Annotated in this window: 13 protein-coding genes; 3 read left to right on the top strand and 10 right to left on the bottom strand. The window is 65.1% G+C overall.

Going from position 1 to position 15,907, the window contains the following annotated elements:
• Window positions 1–108: 108 nt before the first annotated feature.
• The 6 genes from flhB to flgB all read right to left on the bottom strand — a co-directional run bounded on the left by flhB (window position 109) and on the right by flgB (window position 3,598).
• Window positions 109–1,188 (bottom strand): flagellar biosynthesis protein FlhB, encoded by a 1,080-nt coding sequence (gene flhB, locus ACNJYA_RS14000; protein ID WP_212257969.1) that lies wholly within the window; start codon window positions 1,186–1,188, stop codon window positions 109–111.
• A gap of 13 nt (window positions 1,189–1,201) precedes the next feature.
• Window positions 1,202–1,972, bottom strand: a complete 771-nt coding sequence (fliR, locus tag ACNJYA_RS13995) for a flagellar biosynthetic protein FliR (RefSeq protein ID WP_212257968.1) — start codon at window positions 1,970–1,972, stop codon at window positions 1,202–1,204.
• Between the two features lie 17 nt (window positions 1,973–1,989).
• Entirely contained in the window at window positions 1,990–2,253 is a 264-nt protein-coding gene (fliQ, locus tag ACNJYA_RS13990; protein WP_011088555.1) for a flagellar biosynthesis protein FliQ, read from the bottom strand.
• A 171-nt stretch (window positions 2,254–2,424) separates the two neighbouring features.
• Entirely contained in the window at window positions 2,425–2,733 is a 309-nt protein-coding gene (gene fliE, locus ACNJYA_RS13985; protein WP_172782888.1) for a flagellar hook-basal body complex protein FliE, read from the bottom strand.
• A 16-nt stretch (window positions 2,734–2,749) separates the two neighbouring features.
• A complete protein-coding gene (gene flgC, locus ACNJYA_RS13980; protein ID WP_036013073.1) occupies window positions 2,750–3,175 on the bottom strand; it encodes a flagellar basal body rod protein FlgC in 426 nt (141 codons plus the stop codon).
• Window positions 3,176–3,193: 18 nt separating this feature from the next.
• Entirely contained in the window at window positions 3,194–3,598 is a 405-nt protein-coding gene (gene flgB / locus ACNJYA_RS13975; RefSeq protein ID WP_172782887.1) for a flagellar basal body rod protein FlgB, read from the bottom strand.
• 355 nt (window positions 3,599–3,953) lie between these two features.
• Between flgB and ACNJYA_RS13970 the strand changes: the two genes are divergently transcribed.
• Both ACNJYA_RS13970 and fliP read left to right on the top strand, forming a co-directional pair.
• Window positions 3,954–4,928, top strand: a complete 975-nt coding sequence (locus tag ACNJYA_RS13970; RefSeq protein ID WP_260379917.1) for a flagellar biosynthetic protein FliO — start codon at window positions 3,954–3,956, stop codon at window positions 4,926–4,928.
• A complete protein-coding gene (fliP, locus tag ACNJYA_RS13965; RefSeq protein ID WP_172782885.1) occupies window positions 4,925–5,683 on the top strand; it encodes a flagellar type III secretion system pore protein FliP in 759 nt (252 codons plus the stop codon). Before ACNJYA_RS13970 ends, fliP begins: the two co-directional genes overlap by 4 nt.
• 193 nt (window positions 5,684–5,876) lie before the next feature.
• On the opposite strand, the gene ACNJYA_RS13960 is transcribed toward fliP, so the two are convergent.
• The 4 genes from ACNJYA_RS13960 to ACNJYA_RS13945 form a co-directional block, all read right to left on the bottom strand.
• Window positions 5,877–9,599 (bottom strand): tetratricopeptide repeat protein, encoded by a 3,723-nt coding sequence (locus tag ACNJYA_RS13960; protein WP_439403112.1) that lies wholly within the window; start codon window positions 9,597–9,599, stop codon window positions 5,877–5,879.
• A gap of 220 nt (window positions 9,600–9,819) precedes the next feature.
• Complete coding sequence (locus ACNJYA_RS13955; protein WP_439403111.1) at window positions 9,820–10,683, bottom strand: tetratricopeptide repeat protein; 864 nt, start codon at window positions 10,681–10,683, stop codon at window positions 9,820–9,822.
• A gap of 103 nt (window positions 10,684–10,786) precedes the next feature.
• The gene (locus tag ACNJYA_RS13950) at window positions 10,787–11,413 is read right to left on the bottom strand and encodes a FecR family protein (protein ID WP_246571506.1); all 627 of its coding nucleotides are present in this window, start codon (window positions 11,411–11,413) and stop codon (window positions 10,787–10,789) included.
• A 227-nt stretch (window positions 11,414–11,640) separates the two neighbouring features.
• Window positions 11,641–11,814, bottom strand: a complete 174-nt coding sequence (locus ACNJYA_RS13945) for a hypothetical protein (protein ID WP_172782881.1) — start codon at window positions 11,812–11,814, stop codon at window positions 11,641–11,643.
• Between ACNJYA_RS13945 and ACNJYA_RS13940 the strand changes: the two genes are divergently transcribed.
• The gene (locus ACNJYA_RS13940) at window positions 11,805–15,893 is read left to right on the top strand and encodes a VCBS domain-containing protein (RefSeq protein WP_246571503.1); all 4,089 of its coding nucleotides are present in this window, start codon (window positions 11,805–11,807) and stop codon (window positions 15,891–15,893) included. The genes ACNJYA_RS13945 and ACNJYA_RS13940 overlap by 10 nt on opposite strands.
• The last annotated feature ends 14 nt before the right edge of the window (window positions 15,894–15,907 follow it).

Raw genomic sequence — 15,907 nt, 5'->3', positions numbered from 1 at the left:
CGCATGGGGTCCTCCCTGCCTGAATCGGACCCTGAGGTGCAAGGGCAGCAGCGGCGAAAGGTACGCTGATTCCCAGATTACGGCCATTTCCGGTACTTTTCGGGCATCTTACCCCCGTCCGGCGCCAAATCCCCGCTTCAGGCGCATGACGTAGCCGATGACCTCGGCGACGGCGTGATAGTGCTCGGTCGGGATTTCCTGGTCGATGTCGACGGTGGCGTAGAGCGCGCGGGCCAGCGGCACGTTCTCCACGATCGGGATGTCGTGCTCGCGGGCGATCTCCCGGATCTTGAAGGCGAGGTTGTCGACGCCCTTGGCGACGCAGATCGGCGCGGTCATGCCGCGCTCGTAGGACAGCGCCACCGAATAGTGGGTCGGGTTGGTGATGATCACGGAGGCCTTGGGAACCGCCGCCATCATGCGCTTCTTGGCACGCTGCTGCCGCAGCTGCCTGATTTTGCCCTTGATGTGCGGGTCGCCTTCGGACTGCTTGAACTCTTCCTTGATCTCCTGGAGCGACATCTTCTGCCGCTGGAACCAGCTGCGGTACTGGAAGAAGTAGTCGGCGATGGCGACGATCGCGAGTGCGGCGACCACCGCGCCGAGCAGATGGATCGTCATGCTGGTGCTGGCGCCGAGCATGGCGGCCGGATCGAGCCTGACCATCGCCTCCATGCGATGCCGCTCCGGCCACAGGATCATGGTCATGACCACGCCAAGCACCACCAGCTTGCCGATGCCTTTGAGAAAATTGGCCGCCGCCTGCTTGCCGAAGATGCGCTTGAAGCCTGCCCCGGGCGAGATCTTGCTGAACTTGGGTGTCAGGGATTCGGTCGACCACACCAGGCGGTGCTGCAGCATGTTGCCGGCAATCGCGGCCAGCATCAGCATCAAGAGGGGCACACCGATCGCTGCAAGCACGGCGAATTCGATCTGCTGCATCAGCGCGAGCAGAGCCTTGCCGTCGGTCTTGATCATCCAGGAATTGGCGAGCAGGTTACGCATCGGCGTCAGCAGCCCGCCGCCGACCGAGCCCGAGAAGGTCGAGACCACGAGCGTGCCGCCCGCCATCATGAACCAGGTGTTGATCTCCTGGCTCTTGGCGACGTCGCCGCGTTGAAGCGCATCGTCGAGGCGCTTTTGCGTCGGGTCTTCTGTTTGACTTTCGGGATCGTTGTCTTCGGCCATCGATCGATCCCCGTCACTTCAGCGGCATCATCTGGTGCATGACACCGATGAAGTAGTCGAGATAGGTGCCCATCATCGCGGTGAGCACCACGGCGAGCACCAGGAAGCCCGCGAAGATCGACAGCGGAACGCCGACGAAATAGACCTGCATCTGCGGCATCAGCCGCGCCAGGATGCCCAGCCCGATGTTGAAGACGAGGCCGAACACCAGGAACGGCCCGGAGAGCTGCAAGCCGAGGCGGAAGGCGGCGGCGAAGGCGCGCGTTGCGAGCGAGGCAATGTCGCCGCTCGACACGGTCTCGCCCGGCGAGAAGATCGTGTAGCTGTCGTTCAGCGCCGCGATCACCAGATGGTGGCTGTCGGTGGCGAACAGCAGCGTCACGCCCAGCATGGTCAGGAAGTTGCCGACCAGCACGCCCTGCTGTCCCTGCGTCGGATCGACCGAGGTGACGAAGCCGAGCCCCATCTGCTGCGCGATCACGGATCCCGCGACCTGGAGCGCCGACAGCGTCACGCGCGCGGTCGCGCCCAAGACGATGCCGATCGCGATCTCATGCAGCATCAAGACCAGCAGCGGCGCCAGCGAGCCCATGTCGACCTGGTAGGCATTGCGATGCAGCGGCAGGATGATCAGCGTGAGCAGCAGCGCGATCGACAGCTTGATCCGTGTCGGAATGTTGGTCTCGCCGAGCCCCGGCAGCAGCATCACCATCGCGCCGACCCGGGCGAAGGCGAGCATGAAGGAAGCGGCGAGCGCCGGCAGCAGCGAGACGTCGATGCGCATAGTTCACGCATTGTGCCTCAGCCGCCGATGATTCGCGACGAGATCCGCAGCATGTGGGCGTGGAGCGAGTCGGCCATGAACGGCAGCGCCAACAGCATCGTAGCGAAGATGGCCAGGATCTTCGGCACGTAGATCAGCGTCTGCTCCTGGATCTGCGTCAGGGCCTGGAACAGCGACACGATGACGCCGACCACGAGGCCGACCACCATCAGCGGCGACGACACGATCACGATGGTCCAGATCGCATCACGCGCGACGTCGAGGGTCTCGGGTCCGGTCATTTCAAACTTTCCTTGTTCATTTCCACCTTCCCACCGCTGCTCCGAGCGATGCGAAGACCCCTCCCCCGTCATTGCGAGCGAAGCGAAGCAATCCAGGCTGCCGCCGCGGAGAGATTCTGGATTGCTTCGCTGCGCTCGCAATGACGATTGGGACGAGCGCCAGCGCAAAAATCAGATCGGCATCTTCATGATGTCTTCATACGCCGCGATGACGCGGTCGCGGACCGAGACCAGCGTGGACACCGCGACGTCGGTGTCGGCGACCGCCGTGACCACGTCCATCACGTTGGCCTTGCCGGCGGCCATTGCCACCGTCTGCGCGTCGGACTTGCGGCCGGATTCCATGACGCTGCCGACGGCGTCCTTCAGCAGCGCGGCGAAGGATTGCCCGTTCGGTTCGCTGCCCTTGCCGGCGCCGCTGTTCTCCAGCACGCGGGCGAGATTGGCGTAGGCGTTGGCGGCGATTGTCGGTGATGCCATGGCTCAAATGTCCTGTTCAGCTCTTGAGGATGTCGAGCGTGCGCTGGATCATCCGGCGCGTCGCACTGATGATGTTGAGATTGGCCTCGTAGGACCGCTGCGCGTCGCGCATGTCGGTCATCTCGACCACCGAGTTCACGTTGGGATATTTGACGTTGCCGCTCGCATCCGCAGCCGGATTGTTCGGCTCGTATCTGACGCGGAAGGCGGACTGGTCGGGCTTGATTCTGCCGAGGGTGACGACCTGCGCGTCGAGCGTGCGGTCGAGCGCGGAGGAGAAGGTCGGCACCTTGCGCCGGTAGGGATCGCCGCCGGCGGTCTGCGCCGTCGAATCCGCATTCGCGATGTTCTCCGAGATCACCCGCATGCGCCCGGCCTGCGCGCGCAGGCCCGAGGTCGCGATCGCCATGGAGCGGGCGAAGTCGCTGCTGTCATTTGCCATGATCCGCCTCCTTTAGGCCTAACCCTTGCCGATCGCGGTCTTGAGCAGGCGCAGGCTCTTCGAATAGAGCGAGGTCGCCGCGGCGTAATCCATCTGGTTGCTGGCGGCTTTCATCATCTCCTCCTCCAGATTGACGGCATTGCCGGCAGGGCGGGTCTCGAAACCGGCATTCTTGTTCTGGTCGAAGGCGGAAGGCGCCCCCGACGGCGTCATGTGCGAGGCGCTGGTCCGGGTCATGGCCAAAGGGCCCATGGACCCCGTGACGGCGCCGGTCTTGTCGAGCTTCGGCTCGACCAGGTCGCGCGGCCGGAATTTCGGCGTGTCGGAATTGGAGACGTTCTCGGACAGAACGCGCTGGCGCTCCTGGTGCCACTGCATCTTGGTGCGAAGCGCCGACAGCACCGGAAGGTCGTTGATGGACATCGTCGCGGCTCCCTCCGCCCCGGACGGACCCCAGGGACCGCCGCTAGGCAGAATTTGCCGCCTGTATGGTTAACAGCTGGTTAAGGACCGCTCGCAAAGCATGTCTCCCAGCCGAAGCTGATTCTCGCGCCGGCGCGATTCGCCCCCGCGAAAAGTGGCATTAACCCAACCGTTTGGCGGCGCGTGCACAGGGCAAGAAGTCGTTTTGGATCGGGCGATTCATGGGTTATTAAGAGTTGGGGACGGCAAAACTTGCCGTGGAACGTTAAGAAATCGCAGTTTTGGGGCATCGTCCGCCGGTGGTCGGCTCAACTGACCATGGGCACGAGAAAAGCGCCATTTGTCGGGGACAAGTATGCAAGGCAGCCCTATCACCTTCATCGTCGCGTTCATCGTCGTGCTGGCGTTGATCGGCGTCGCTGCGTGGCTGGTTCGCCGATTCGCCGGTAGCCGCATCGGCGCCAACACCCAGCGCGGCCGGATGCCCCGCCTCGCCGTGATCGACGCCGCCGCGGTCGACGGCCGGCGCCGGCTGGTGCTGGTCCGGCGCGACAATGTCGAGCATCTGCTGATGATCGGCGGCCCGACCGACATCGTCGTCGAGCCCAACATCGTTCGCGCCGCGCCCAGCCGCGACCAGATCCCGCAACGGCCGAATGCCGCCGAACCGCCGCGCCTTGCGCCGATGCCCGATGCCGGCGGCTGGGCCGATGACGCGCCGCGGCCCGAGCTGCTCGATCATCCCGAGCCGCCAATGCCCGAGCCGCCGCCGCGGCCCGCGCGCCCCTCCTTCGCCGACGAAGTGCGCCGGCCTGCGCCTGCCCTGGCCGAACGCCGCAGCGAGCCGGCCCTGGGCGGCTTTCCGCCGGAGCCGGTCGCGCCACGTCCCGAGCGCGAACCGCGGCCCGAGCCGCTGCCGCCGCGCATTGCCCGCGGCGAGCCGCCGCTGATGCCGCGTCCGCCGCGCGGCAGTGAGCCGATGAAGATGCCGCCGGTGCGGGCCGAGCGCGCCGCCGCACCACCGCCTCCTCCGCCCGTGCCGCAGGCTCCGCCCGTTCCGCCGCCGGCGCCTGCTGCCGCGCCCTCGAGCGCCGAGCAGAATCTCGCCGAAATGGCGCAGCGCCTGGAGGCTGCCCTGCGCCGCCCGGCCGGCGAAACGGTCGCGCCCCCGGTTGCGCCCGAGCCGCCGCCCGCTCCGGCGCGCGCCGCTCGCAGCGAGCCGCCGGCGCCGCCCGCCCCGCCGGCGAAGCCGGCCGCGGAAAAGACCAGCTTTGAAAATCTCGAAGACGAGATGGCCTCCCTGCTCGGCCGTCCGAAGCCGTCTTCGTGAGGTTGCCGGCCCTCCCGCGTAGAGTTCTTTTCCTTTCTGTCCTGGTCGGTGCGGCTTCGCTCGCGAGCCTCGCGCATGCCCAGGACATCAGCATCAATCTCGGCGGCGGCGCGGGCGGCGGCGGCGTCACCGAGCGCGCGATCCAGCTGATCGCGCTGCTCACGGTGCTCTCGATCGCGCCGTCGATCCTGATCATGATGACGTCGTTCACGCGCATCGTGGTGGTGCTGTCGCTGCTGCGCACCGCGATGGGCACCGCGACTGCCCCGCCGAACTCGGTGATCATCGCGCTCGCGATGTTCCTCACCTTCTTCGTGATGGGACCTGTCCTGCAGAAATCCTATGACGAGGGCATCCGCCCGCTCGTCGCCAACCAGATCGGCGTCGAGGATGCGCTTCAGCGCGCCTCCGTGCCCCTCCGCGGCTTCATGCAGAAGAACGTGCGCGAGAAGGACCTGAAACTGTTCCTGGATCTCTCCGGCGAGGCGCCGCCCGCCACGCCGGACGATCTCGCACTGCGCATTCTCGTCCCCGCCTTCATGATCTCCGAGCTGAAGCGCGCCTTCGAGATCGGCTTCCTGTTGTTCCTGCCCTTCCTGATCATCGACCTCGTCGTCGCCTCGGTGCTGATGTCGATGGGCATGATGATGCTGCCGCCGGCGACGATCTCGCTGCCGTTCAAGCTGATCTTCTTCGTGCTGGTCGACGGCTGGTCGCTGGTGGCGGGGAGCTTGGTGCAGAGTTACGGGGGGTGAGGCGGCCTTCGGGCGATGCCTGCATCCCCTCCGCCCTCAGCGATCGCCTCCGCTCCCTCCCCGTCATTGCGAGGAGCCCTTGCGACGAAGCAATCCAGACTGCCTCAGCGGAACGACTCTGGATTGCTTCGCTACGCTCGCAATGACGAGATCGTGGAACCGTCGCGGGCCGCGCCTCGGGCGGTAGCGAGCTCTACCGCGTCATCTTGATCTGCCGGACAACCGGGATCGTAGGCAGCGAGCCGGTGTGGTCGCTCGTGTCCTTGGCCTGCGGAGCGCCGGGTGCGCGCGCCGTGGCGTCGGGGAAGCGCTGCTTCATCTCGCGCAGGAAACCGTCGAGCGTGTCGACGCTGGCGGCGAGCTTGGCGATCTCGGCGAATTCGGCGCTGGAGGCTGCGGCCGGCTTGCTCGCAATGTCGAAGGCGAGACGGTCGGCGCTCTCGCTCATCAGCGGGGCGTATTTCTCGCGGAAGCGCGACAGGCCGATCGAGTCGTCGGCGAGTGCATAGCCGACGGCGGCGCGGATGATGTCGCTCTTCTCGACCGCATTGAGCGGCTTGAAGTCGCGGAAGCGGTCACCGTAATAGAGCTCGATCTGCTCGGCGGACTCGCGCCAGCGCCGCGCCGCCCAGAAGATGTCGGAGCGCAGGCGGAGCACCTCCCGCCCGGCGACGTTGGAGACGATGTCGAGCGCGAGATCGTGACGGCCGACGTCGCTCTGCGCGCGCGCTTCCAGCAGCAGGCGCTGCTGCCGGAGCTCGCCGGAGAGATCGCTGATGCGGCTCGCGCGCAGCGCGGTGATCGCCATGTCGGGCTTGCGGTTGGCGAGATAGATCATGGCAAGGCGCGCGGCGACCTGGGCGCGCGCGGCGCCTTCGAGGCGATGATCGACCTGGTATTGCAGGAGCTCGGCGGCCTGGTCGAGCAGATCGATCGCGGCGAGACGGTCGGCGAGCCGGCGGATCAGCTCGTCGCCGCGGCGGCCGATCGGCGTCAGCTCGCGGAATTCGTAGAACATCCCGAGCGCCTCGACCGGCGGCAGCTCGTCGCCCTTCGGCCCGAGGAAGATCTGCGTGAACAGCTCGGAGGCAAGATCCTGCGCCTGACGCGAGGCTTCCGCGTTCGGCTGGAGCCTGGTCGCGGTGCGCGCGGCGGTGAGCGCATCGCGGTAGCGTCCGTTCTCGGCATAGAGGCGCGACAGCATCTGCAGCGTCTTGACCTCGATCGCGTCGCCGCGCCAGGTCATCGACAGCGTCTCGAGCTCGCGCAGCGCCTCTTCCTTGCCGATCTCGTCGCGCTTCTGGCGCAGCGCGACCTCGAGCTGCTTGGCCTCGGCCGCAGCCGGACGGTCGTTCGAGGCGACCGCGAACTTGTAGTCGTCGAGCGCATCCTTGTCGTGGCCGAGCGCCTCGGCGAGCCGGCCGCGCAGCACGGCGAAGCCCGGCGCGGCCTCGGGCGGGACACCGACCACCTCGAGCTCGCTGCGGCGCTTGGAGGCGCCGGCATAGTCCTTCACCTCGAGGGATGCGCGCATCGCGTCCATCGTCACGATGCGCTGGATGTCGAGCGGCAGCGAGGCGATGGCGAATTCGACGTTCTTGAACTTCTCGCGCGCATCGGCCCATTTGCCCTGGCGCGCATAGGCGAGCGCCTTCCAGAGCTGGGAATCGTGGCTGTTGCCGATCGCAGGATTGGCGAGATCCTTAAGGCCCTGCGCGGTCCGGCCGATCAGGATGCTGGCGATCGCATGCATGATCAGCGCACCGCTCTCCTCCTTGTTGAGGGGATCGCTCAGCATCACGTCGGTCACGGCCTTGGCCTCGTGATACATGGCGCGCGACATGTAGAATTGCGCAAGATCGAGCCGCGGCAGCGAACGCAGCGCCGGCTCGACCGCCGAGATCGCCGTCATCAGCTCGCTCTGGCGCGTCATGAAGTTTTCCGACTGACCCTTGCGCCAGCCTTCGGGACTGAAGATCGGGCGCACCGCGGTCGGCGCCCGCTCGGCCGAGATGTCGACCGGCGACAGCGTCAAGCCACCCTTCTTGCCGAGTATCACCTTGTCGGTGCCGACCTCGACGCCGATCTCGTCGGAGTTCGGCCGGATCGCGATGCCGTGCGCGGATTCCAGCAGCGAGAGATCGACGAGGTCCTGCCGCTTGATGAAGCCGCGCACCGGCCGCTGCCCGGTGACGACATAGAGCGTGTCGCCGGCGTCGGGATCGGTGAGCTTGTGCAGCTGGCCCGGATTGGCGAAGGGGATCGCAATGTTGGCCAGCGCGGGATCGGTGATGTTGCGCGACATCATCAGCGGCAGCGGCGTCGCCTGGATCTTGTCGGCGAGCGTCAACATCCAGTTGGTCTCCTTGCCGACCTCCTCACTCGTCAGCGAATAGACCAGCGGGCGGGTGAGACGGATGCGGACCGCCTGCCCCTTGTCGAGCGGGATGCGGCCGACCTCGCCGATCATCGCGCCGCCCTTGCTGCGGATCGCCTCGACATCGACGGGCTTCGGCGTATCGAACACCAGCCACACGGTGTCGCCGCGGCGGAACGCTGCCGCCGGCGTTGCGACCTGAAGCGGGAACGTCACGCGCAGGCCGTCGCTGTCGCGGCGTGCATCGACGCCGGCAATCGTTGGCGCGACCGGCGCCGGCGCGGCCTTGGCGACATCCGTGCCGGCATCCTTGGCGGCATCCTTGGCCGGTTCCTTCGCGATCTCCTTGGGCGCTTCGACAGGCGCAGCCGCCGGCGCTGGCGGAGCCGGCTTCGCAGCCTCCTTGGGCCCCTCGGGAGCCTGCGCCGCCTCGGCCGCGGGAGGGGCTGCCGGTTTCGGCGCATCGGCGGGCGGCAGCGCGGCGGGCGCTTCCACCTTCGCCTCGGGCTTGATGTCGATCTTGGCCTCGCGCGCGATCGTCTCGGAGGTCGGCGGCGCGATCTCTCGGTGGGCGTCCTTTTTCTCGGCGGCGGGCTTTTCCGGCGCGGGCGCAGGGCTAGCTGCCGGCCCGTGACCGGCCGGCTTCATCTGCGCGATCGTCGCCTCGGGCGTCGCAGCCGACTTGCTCTTGTCGGGCTGGAAGGAGACGTCGACGACATAGTTCTTCTCGTCGCGGAACGAATGCACGTCGGAATCGCCGATCAGCGCGATCTCGACATTGGTCTGGTCGATATCGGACTTCTGCTTGATCGAGGCGACGTTCGGCGGCGCGGCGACCACCGCGTCCGCCAGGTCGAAATTGAGATTGGCGTTGAAGACCAGCGTCAGCTTCTGCTCGTTGAGCACGGAGGAGACGCCGACCCCGTCGGGCATCTCGAACACGAAGCGCACGAAGGTCGGCTGCATCGAGGCACGGACGCGGATCTGCGGACGCTTCTTGGCCTCCGCAGCGGCGCGCTGGGCGCGCAGCGCACGCTCGGCCGCGCGTGCCCGCTCCGCGAGCTCCTTGACCACGTCCATAGGCAGGCTCGGCGGCGGCCCCTTCCAGCCCTCGGGCAGCAGGTCGACGAAGGTGCGCTCGCCGGCGTTCATGGTGTTGACGGTGACGCGCCGCGCCAGCGACAGGCGAATGGCGCCGCCGTCGGGATCGCGGCGGGCGGAGTTGACGTAATCGGGCGCGCCTTCCGGTACGCGGTCGACGGGAACATCGACGGGCCGGTCGAAGCGGATGATGAGGATGGAGCCTGCGGTCGTCACCTCGGAGGGAACGTCCTCGCCGAGCTTGATGACGAGACGGGCAAAGCCGCCACCGGCTGAAAACGTCGCCTCGCCCCTGATCGGATCGGCGGCCCGGACCGGCGCACCGATGCCAATCAGGAAACAGGCCGCCAGCAAAGACGCCCCGCCGACATGGCGCGACAAGCCTCGCGCCAAAGCGCGGGCTCGCGACACAAATCCAGCGGCAGCCTTTCGCGCCATTGGCGGTATTTCTTCCGGTTCGGCGGTCATGCCGGCATGGCGCCGGCGGTGCCGTCGACTGTAGGTCTCGCCAATTAAGGACTTGTTAATGCTATCTCTTGGTTTGCGCTGGGAACAGCACGCCGTGCCGGGTCGAGCGGGGCCCGATCCGCCAGTTGAATTTGAGACGCAGGCGGTTAAGCAGTTGTTAACGGCTGCACGACGGTGCCGTCGCGGCTGGTCAGTCCCTCGACGGCACCCCATAGCGGACAAAGTCTTCGGCGATTCCAGCGTCGATTCTCCTGGCCGCCGAGATATCGCTGTTGCCGCCATCGGTGTCGCCGAGCTTGAATCTGGCTACCCCGCGACCGTACAGCGCGCTCGCCAGCTTGGGCGCGTATCGCAGCGCCGAATTGTAATCGTCGACAGCCGCGGAGAGTTGTCCCATCTTCAGATTTATCAGGGCTCGCGAATCGTATGTCGCGGCGTTGCCCGCTCCCGATCGAAGCACCATCTCGCAATCCTCCATCGCAGCCTGCAGGGCGCCGAGGACGGCTCGGGCCCAACAGCGTCCGCTCCACGCCGCCTCCAGCTTCGGGTCAAGGCGAATTGCTTCGTCATAGTCCTGCGCCGCACGGTCGTACGCATTCCTCTTCAAGTACGTTGCCGCACGGTTGGCAAAAGCAGTGGCATAGTCGGGGTTGAGCTTCAGCGCCTCCTGAAAAGCGCCAAGAGCGAGGTCGTGCGAGCCCGTCCTCAGATAGGCCACGCCGAGGTTGTTGAAGGCTTTCGCATAATTGGGGTTGAGCCGGGTCGCTTCAAGGAAATCCTTGATCGCGCCGCCGTAGTCGGCTTTGGCGCTACGGGCATTGCCCCTGTTGTTGTGGGCGACGGCGAAGCCGTTTGCGCTCCCCTCGCCCGCATCGATAAACGCCGTGCAGGCATCGATCCGAGCTTCGGGCGAGAGGCGATCCGACCCGTTACACAGTTCGATGTTCTTGAGTGAGCTGCCCTTCTTCGGCGTCTGCGCCAAGCCCGACGAACCGGCCAGTCCAACGACGAGAATGAGCATCACTGCCCTGATGGCGCTGGGTCGTGCGGTCATTTTCACACCAGGCGTCAAATCCCCAGGCGAACGAAGCACTCATCTTGTCTCTCTGCCGAGCCGACTCTGGCCGGCATCAGGGCGGCTTCGGCCAAGCAACGTCTCAGCACCCCCGACAGATATTGAGCCTGCGATTGGCGCTTCGATCGGGCTCCGGCGCCGCGCCTGCGGGCGGCTTCTTCAGGCGCTTGCTTTTGCCCTCTTCGATCAGCGTCGAAAATTTGGCTGACCCGTCCTCCGAAAGCTCGATGTGCGGCGTCGTACCTCGGATTCCCAACGTGGCAACGGGCGTATCGACCTTCATGTCGCCGGTCTTCGCAACATTGCCCGCAACGAAAGTGAACGTTCCCTTGGCGAGACTGAACAGGGCCGCATTGGACCTGCCGGCCGGCTCATACACATACTGATCCAGCACAATACGGGCGTTGCTCGATAGATTGAACGAGCTGCCGTCGCTGAAGTTTATTCCGACTCGGCTGTCGGCCCCGGTCAGCACCACGTCACCGAGATAGACGAGATCACCCGTCTTGGCGCGACCGGGCTCACCTGAGACATTCGCCTGAACGATCACTGCGCCCGCGTGTACGATCGTGACAGTGCCTGTGGCCGCCACCACCTTGCCAATCGGTTTGGACGACGAACTGGCGACGGCGGGCCCGGCGGGATCGATTTGTGCTCGAGCCGCACTCGGCAAGAGATTTAACAGCGCCAAGACCAGGCCCGCCGCCATAGCAGTTATTTTAAGTCTACACATGATCCCCCCTTTCTCGAGAGATCCTGTCGCTGTCGGCGGCTCATTTTCGAACCGCGAAGCGCAATCACAACGAACATAATTCTTGTTTAATTTGGTTAACCGGCCTACTTTATCGCCGCGCTAGGAAAATGCCACAAATTAAATACGTCTCGTTTGTCAATTTAATCACTTTGGCGGGAGGGGTGCGCGAATGGCGGTACGCGTCACCGTCGCCGCGCAATGCATCTCTCGATAGCAGACTTGATGATTTCGGCGGGCAAGCCTTCGGCTGCCAGCGCCCAGGATATTTGTCCCTTGGCGAGGGCCGCCCCAAAAAGACCGTGGCAGCACGCCGAGCCTGAATCGATCACCCAGGCGAGGTCGAGCCATGTCAGCATCCGACATCCAGGTTGGTACCGGGCCTGCAATGGCCTTGCCCGTCCAAATCATCGGCCATATTCAGACAGTGATCGGTTGCGGTACGCTCACGCGAGCCAGTGGCATCACCACGCAGGCCGTAGCTGGCGCGCCTGTCTACCGGACTGACGTGATCGAGACCGATGCCGACGGACAGATCACAGTTCGCTTCATCGACGGTACTTCCTTCAATATCTCCCGCGGCACTCGCGTCTCGCTGAGCGAATTCGTGTTCGAAGGCGAGCTACCTGCAGCCCTGTTCGACGAGACCCGAGGGAGCTTCACTTCCGCACCAGGCCGGGTGGCAGAGACCCGGCCTCTCCAGCTGAACACGTCGGTTGCAGGCATTCGCGCCCGAGGGCACGCGGGCGGCTCGGGAATGCTGACGCTTGCAGCATTGACTTTCTCGCTCGGACGAAATGCCGAAGCCGCTGACCCGGACGTCACGCTCCTGGACGAGGACTCCATCACTTACAAGGACCTTGCGCATGGCGCATTCGAGCTCGTGACCAAGGAGCCGATCCCACGGCGTATCATCGTCGAAGATCCGGGCGAGACGATCATACTCAAGAAGGTGGGCTCCAGCATCAGTGTCAATCAGGTCACGAACACGTCCGCTCGCATGGACGAATTGCACGCCGCGCAACAGGACGTGCTCGCCAATCTCGGAGGACAGGGGCCGCATGGCTCAAGCACGCCTCCCTTCGTCAAATCCCAGTCACTGCAGCCGATCAATTTCATTCAGCCGGATGCGCCTGCGCTGCAGCTTACGCCGAGTACGCTGCCGTTCATCACCCTGGCGCCTCTTGAACCTGTACCACCGAGTCTCAGCACCGGGGCTGGGCCAATTGAGCTCGACACGGTGGTCTTCGATACTTTCGCTGCGACGACAGGAACCTTCAGTGCCAACAGCGGCACCGGCGGCGGCCAGCTGAGCTTTGGCGTCGTCGGGGCGATTTCCACCAATACGGTCCTCGGCGGAGTGACATACGATTTGTCGAAGGCGAGCCCCTATGGGGTGCTCTACGTCAACAGCACGAGCGGCGCCTACAGGTTCGAGCCTGACGATGCCGCAATCAACGCGCTGAAGGCGCCCACGACAGACGACTTCGTTATCACCGCCTCCAACGGAGTTACCTCTATCAGCCAGACCTTCACCATCGCCATCAACGGTGTCAACGACGCCGCAATCATCTCCGGCACCACGACAGGGTCTACGATCGAGGCTGGCGGCATCGCCAACGGAACGCCTGGCATGCCGGTTGCGACCGGCACCCTCACGGACACGGACGTCGACGATCCGCCCAATACCTTCACCGCAGTGAGCTCCCCAAAAGCGAGCGCCGGTGGCTACGGCACCTTCACCATGACGGCCTCCGGCGTGTGGACCTACACCTTGGACGACGCCACCCCGGCTGTGCAGAGGCTCAATGCCGGCGAAACGCTAACCGACAGCTTCACGGTGACCACGATCGGAGGCACCCCTCAGGTGGTGACGATCACCATCCACGGAGCCAATGATGCAGCGGTCATCTCCGGCGACACGACCGGCGCCGTCATCGAGGCTGGCGGCATCGCCAATGCGAATCCCGGTACGCCTGCCGCAACCGGCACGCTCATCGACACCGACGTCGACACGACCGCAAATGCATTCACGGCAGTCGGCTCGCCAACCGCGAGCGCGGCCGGCTACGGCACGTTCACCATCACGGCAGCGGGCGTCTGGACCTACACGCTCGACAACGCCAACAGCGCGGTGCAGGCGCTCAATGCCGGTGAGACACTGACCGACAGCTTTACGGTGACCACTCTGGACGGAACCGCCCAAGTGGTGACGATTGCCATCCACGGCAGCAACGATGCTGCCGTGATTTCCGGCACAGCCGCCGGATCGGTGACCGAGGCCGGAGGCGTTGCCAACTCCACACCCGGCGCGCCGAGCGCAACGGGCACGCTCGTGGCCGCCGATGTCGACAATGCGTCCAATACCTTCACGGCAGTGAGCTCGCCCAAGGCGAGCACGGGCGGTTATGGTGCCTATACGATCACCGCGGCCGGCGCGTGGACCTACACACTCGACAATGCGAGCGGCGCGGTGCAGGCGCTCAATGTCGGCGATACACTCACCGACAGTTTCACCGTCACCAGCCTCGACGGCACGCCGCAGACGGTGACGATCACCATTTTCGGCAGCAACGACGCAGCCCTGATTTCCGGCACCACGACCGGCTCGGTGACCGAGGCAGGAACCTTCGCGCCCGGCGCACCCATTGCGACCGGCACGCTGACCGATACAGACGTCGACAACGCGCCGAATACGTTCACCGCAGTCTCTTCGCCGACCGCGAGCGACGACGGATACGGCACCTTCACGATGACCGCAGCCGGCGTGTGGACTTACTCGCTCGACAACAACAACGGCGTGGTTCAGGCTCTCGATGTCGGCGACACCTTGACCGACACATTCACGGTCACTGCGATCGACGGTACGACGCAGACGGTGACCGTCGCCATTCATGGCGCCAGCGATGCGGACCCCAACGATTTCGACAACCTGGCCACCGGCTCCATCGTGATAAGCGATCCCCCGAACGTGTTCGGAACGCCGGGGAGCGAAACCATTGCCGGCGGCGGCAGCACAGGTCAGGTCATCTATGCGGGGGCCGGCAGCGATACCGTCAACGGGACCGGCAAAGCTGACGTTCTCTACAGCGGCTCCGGCAATGACACGATCAAGGGCAATGACGGCGATGACTTTATCTACGGCGGCTCGGGAAACGACACGATCAACGGCAACAACGGCGCCGATACCATAACCGGCGGATTTGGTGCGGACCAACTCACCGGCAGCAATGGGAACGACCGTTTCGCATATTTGTTCGTCGCCGATTCCAACACCCGTCAGTTCGACACCATCACCGACTTCGCGTCGGGATCGGACAAGATCGACCTGACCGCCTTTGGCGCGCTTGGGTTTGCCATCCTGGCGTTGAGCTCGACCAGCACGGCGGTGCCCGCACGTACGATCGCCTGGATCTATGACAGCGCGGCGAATGAAACCATCGTGTACGTCAATCCAACGGACCAGACCCTGCACATCGGCGATTCCAGTCTGCTCGAAATCCATTTGCAGGGGATTGCAACCGTCGACGCCTCGGACTTCATCCTGGCGCCGGGGGCCGCACCCGTGATCGCGGCGGCCAGCGAGCTCTCCGACCTCACCGCACCCCTGCAGGGTGATGCGGCGGCGGTCATGACGACCACTGCCGAGATCTCGTCCGATTCCGGAAGCGGCGACGCCACGCTTCTCGCAGACGGGAGCCCGGCAATCCAGTCAAGCGAGCCGACCTACAGCCTGGATTCAACTTCGGACCAGATCGGAGGAACTGACTATTCCAGCATCTCCAGTTCGGATCCGATGCAAACGGCCGCGACTGAAACGTCCCCCATTGATGCGGTAGCTCCTTCCGCCAGCGGACCGTCTACGACGTTGCAGTCCGTCGCCGCACCGACGGAAGCCAGCTTCGTCTTCCACTTCACGGGCTTCGACACAGCCTCGGCGGCTGGCAAGAATGGCGCGATTGGGGGTGGCCAGATGGCTGACATTGCCATCGACGCGCTGAACTTTGGTCATCTTGCCGCCGAACAGCACGCCGGCCGCGGGCTTGCGCTCGGGAGCGATGCTGGACATCACGGCGTCTCTCCCCCGGGAAGCGCCGAGCAGGCAGCTCATGCCCACGGTCGTAGCAGCAATGAAACTGCAGACATGGCGCTCAACCCAGGCCTTTCGAAGTCATCGACCGGAGGCAACGGCCACCCGCCTGCAAGCGAGACGCAGCAGCTCGGCGACTCATTCCATTTCAAGGATAACGGTTCGCAGGGCTCACAGCACAGCGTGGTGCCGGATCATCTCATAGACCTTGCCGGTCATCACGACCAGGCCGGAGGAGGCCCCGGGTCCGAACTGGCGTTCACGCCTGAACTATCTCCACCCGATGTTGATCCTCCTCATGGGCCAGTTGCAGCTCACGGCCACGGCTTGCACGATCTGATCGTGTGACGCCGCCGGGCCAA

Origin of the sequence: Bradyrhizobium sp. BLXBL-01 (genome assembly GCF_051853025.1) — a bacterium.
Taxonomy (GTDB): Bacteria; Pseudomonadota; Alphaproteobacteria; order Rhizobiales; family Xanthobacteraceae; genus Bradyrhizobium.
This window is presented reverse-complemented; position numbering and strand designations above follow the sequence as displayed.

What these genes read in the sequence shown, in the direction of transcription:
- flhB (WP_212257969.1), bottom strand. Translation starts at nt 1,188, where the DNA reads ATGGCCGAAGACAACGATCCCGAAAGTCAAACAGAAGACCCGACGCAA.
- fliR (WP_212257968.1), bottom strand. Translation starts at nt 1,972, where the DNA reads ATGCGCATCGACGTCTCGCTGCTGCCGGCGCTCGCCGCTTCCTTCATG.
- fliQ (WP_011088555.1), bottom strand. Translation starts at nt 2,253, where the DNA reads ATGACCGGACCCGAGACCCTCGACGTCGCGCGTGATGCGATCTGGACC.
- fliE (WP_172782888.1), bottom strand. Translation starts at nt 2,733, where the DNA reads ATGGCATCACCGACAATCGCCGCCAACGCCTACGCCAATCTCGCCCGC.
- flgC (WP_036013073.1), bottom strand. Translation starts at nt 3,175, where the DNA reads ATGGCAAATGACAGCAGCGACTTCGCCCGCTCCATGGCGATCGCGACC.
- flgB (WP_172782887.1), bottom strand. Translation starts at nt 3,598, where the DNA reads ATGTCCATCAACGACCTTCCGGTGCTGTCGGCGCTTCGCACCAAGATG.
- ACNJYA_RS13970 (WP_260379917.1), top strand. Translation starts at nt 3,954, where the DNA reads ATGCAAGGCAGCCCTATCACCTTCATCGTCGCGTTCATCGTCGTGCTG.
- ACNJYA_RS13960 (WP_439403112.1), bottom strand. Translation starts at nt 9,599, where the DNA reads ATGGCGCGAAAGGCTGCCGCTGGATTTGTGTCGCGAGCCCGCGCTTTG.
- ACNJYA_RS13955 (WP_439403111.1), bottom strand. Translation starts at nt 10,683, where the DNA reads ATGACCGCACGACCCAGCGCCATCAGGGCAGTGATGCTCATTCTCGTC.
- ACNJYA_RS13950 (WP_246571506.1), bottom strand. Translation starts at nt 11,413, where the DNA reads ATGGCGGCGGGCCTGGTCTTGGCGCTGTTAAATCTCTTGCCGAGTGCG.
- ACNJYA_RS13940 (WP_246571503.1), top strand. Translation starts at nt 11,805, where the DNA reads ATGTCAGCATCCGACATCCAGGTTGGTACCGGGCCTGCAATGGCCTTG.
- ACNJYA_RS13945 (WP_172782881.1), bottom strand. Translation starts at nt 11,814, where the DNA reads ATGCTGACATGGCTCGACCTCGCCTGGGTGATCGATTCAGGCTCGGCG.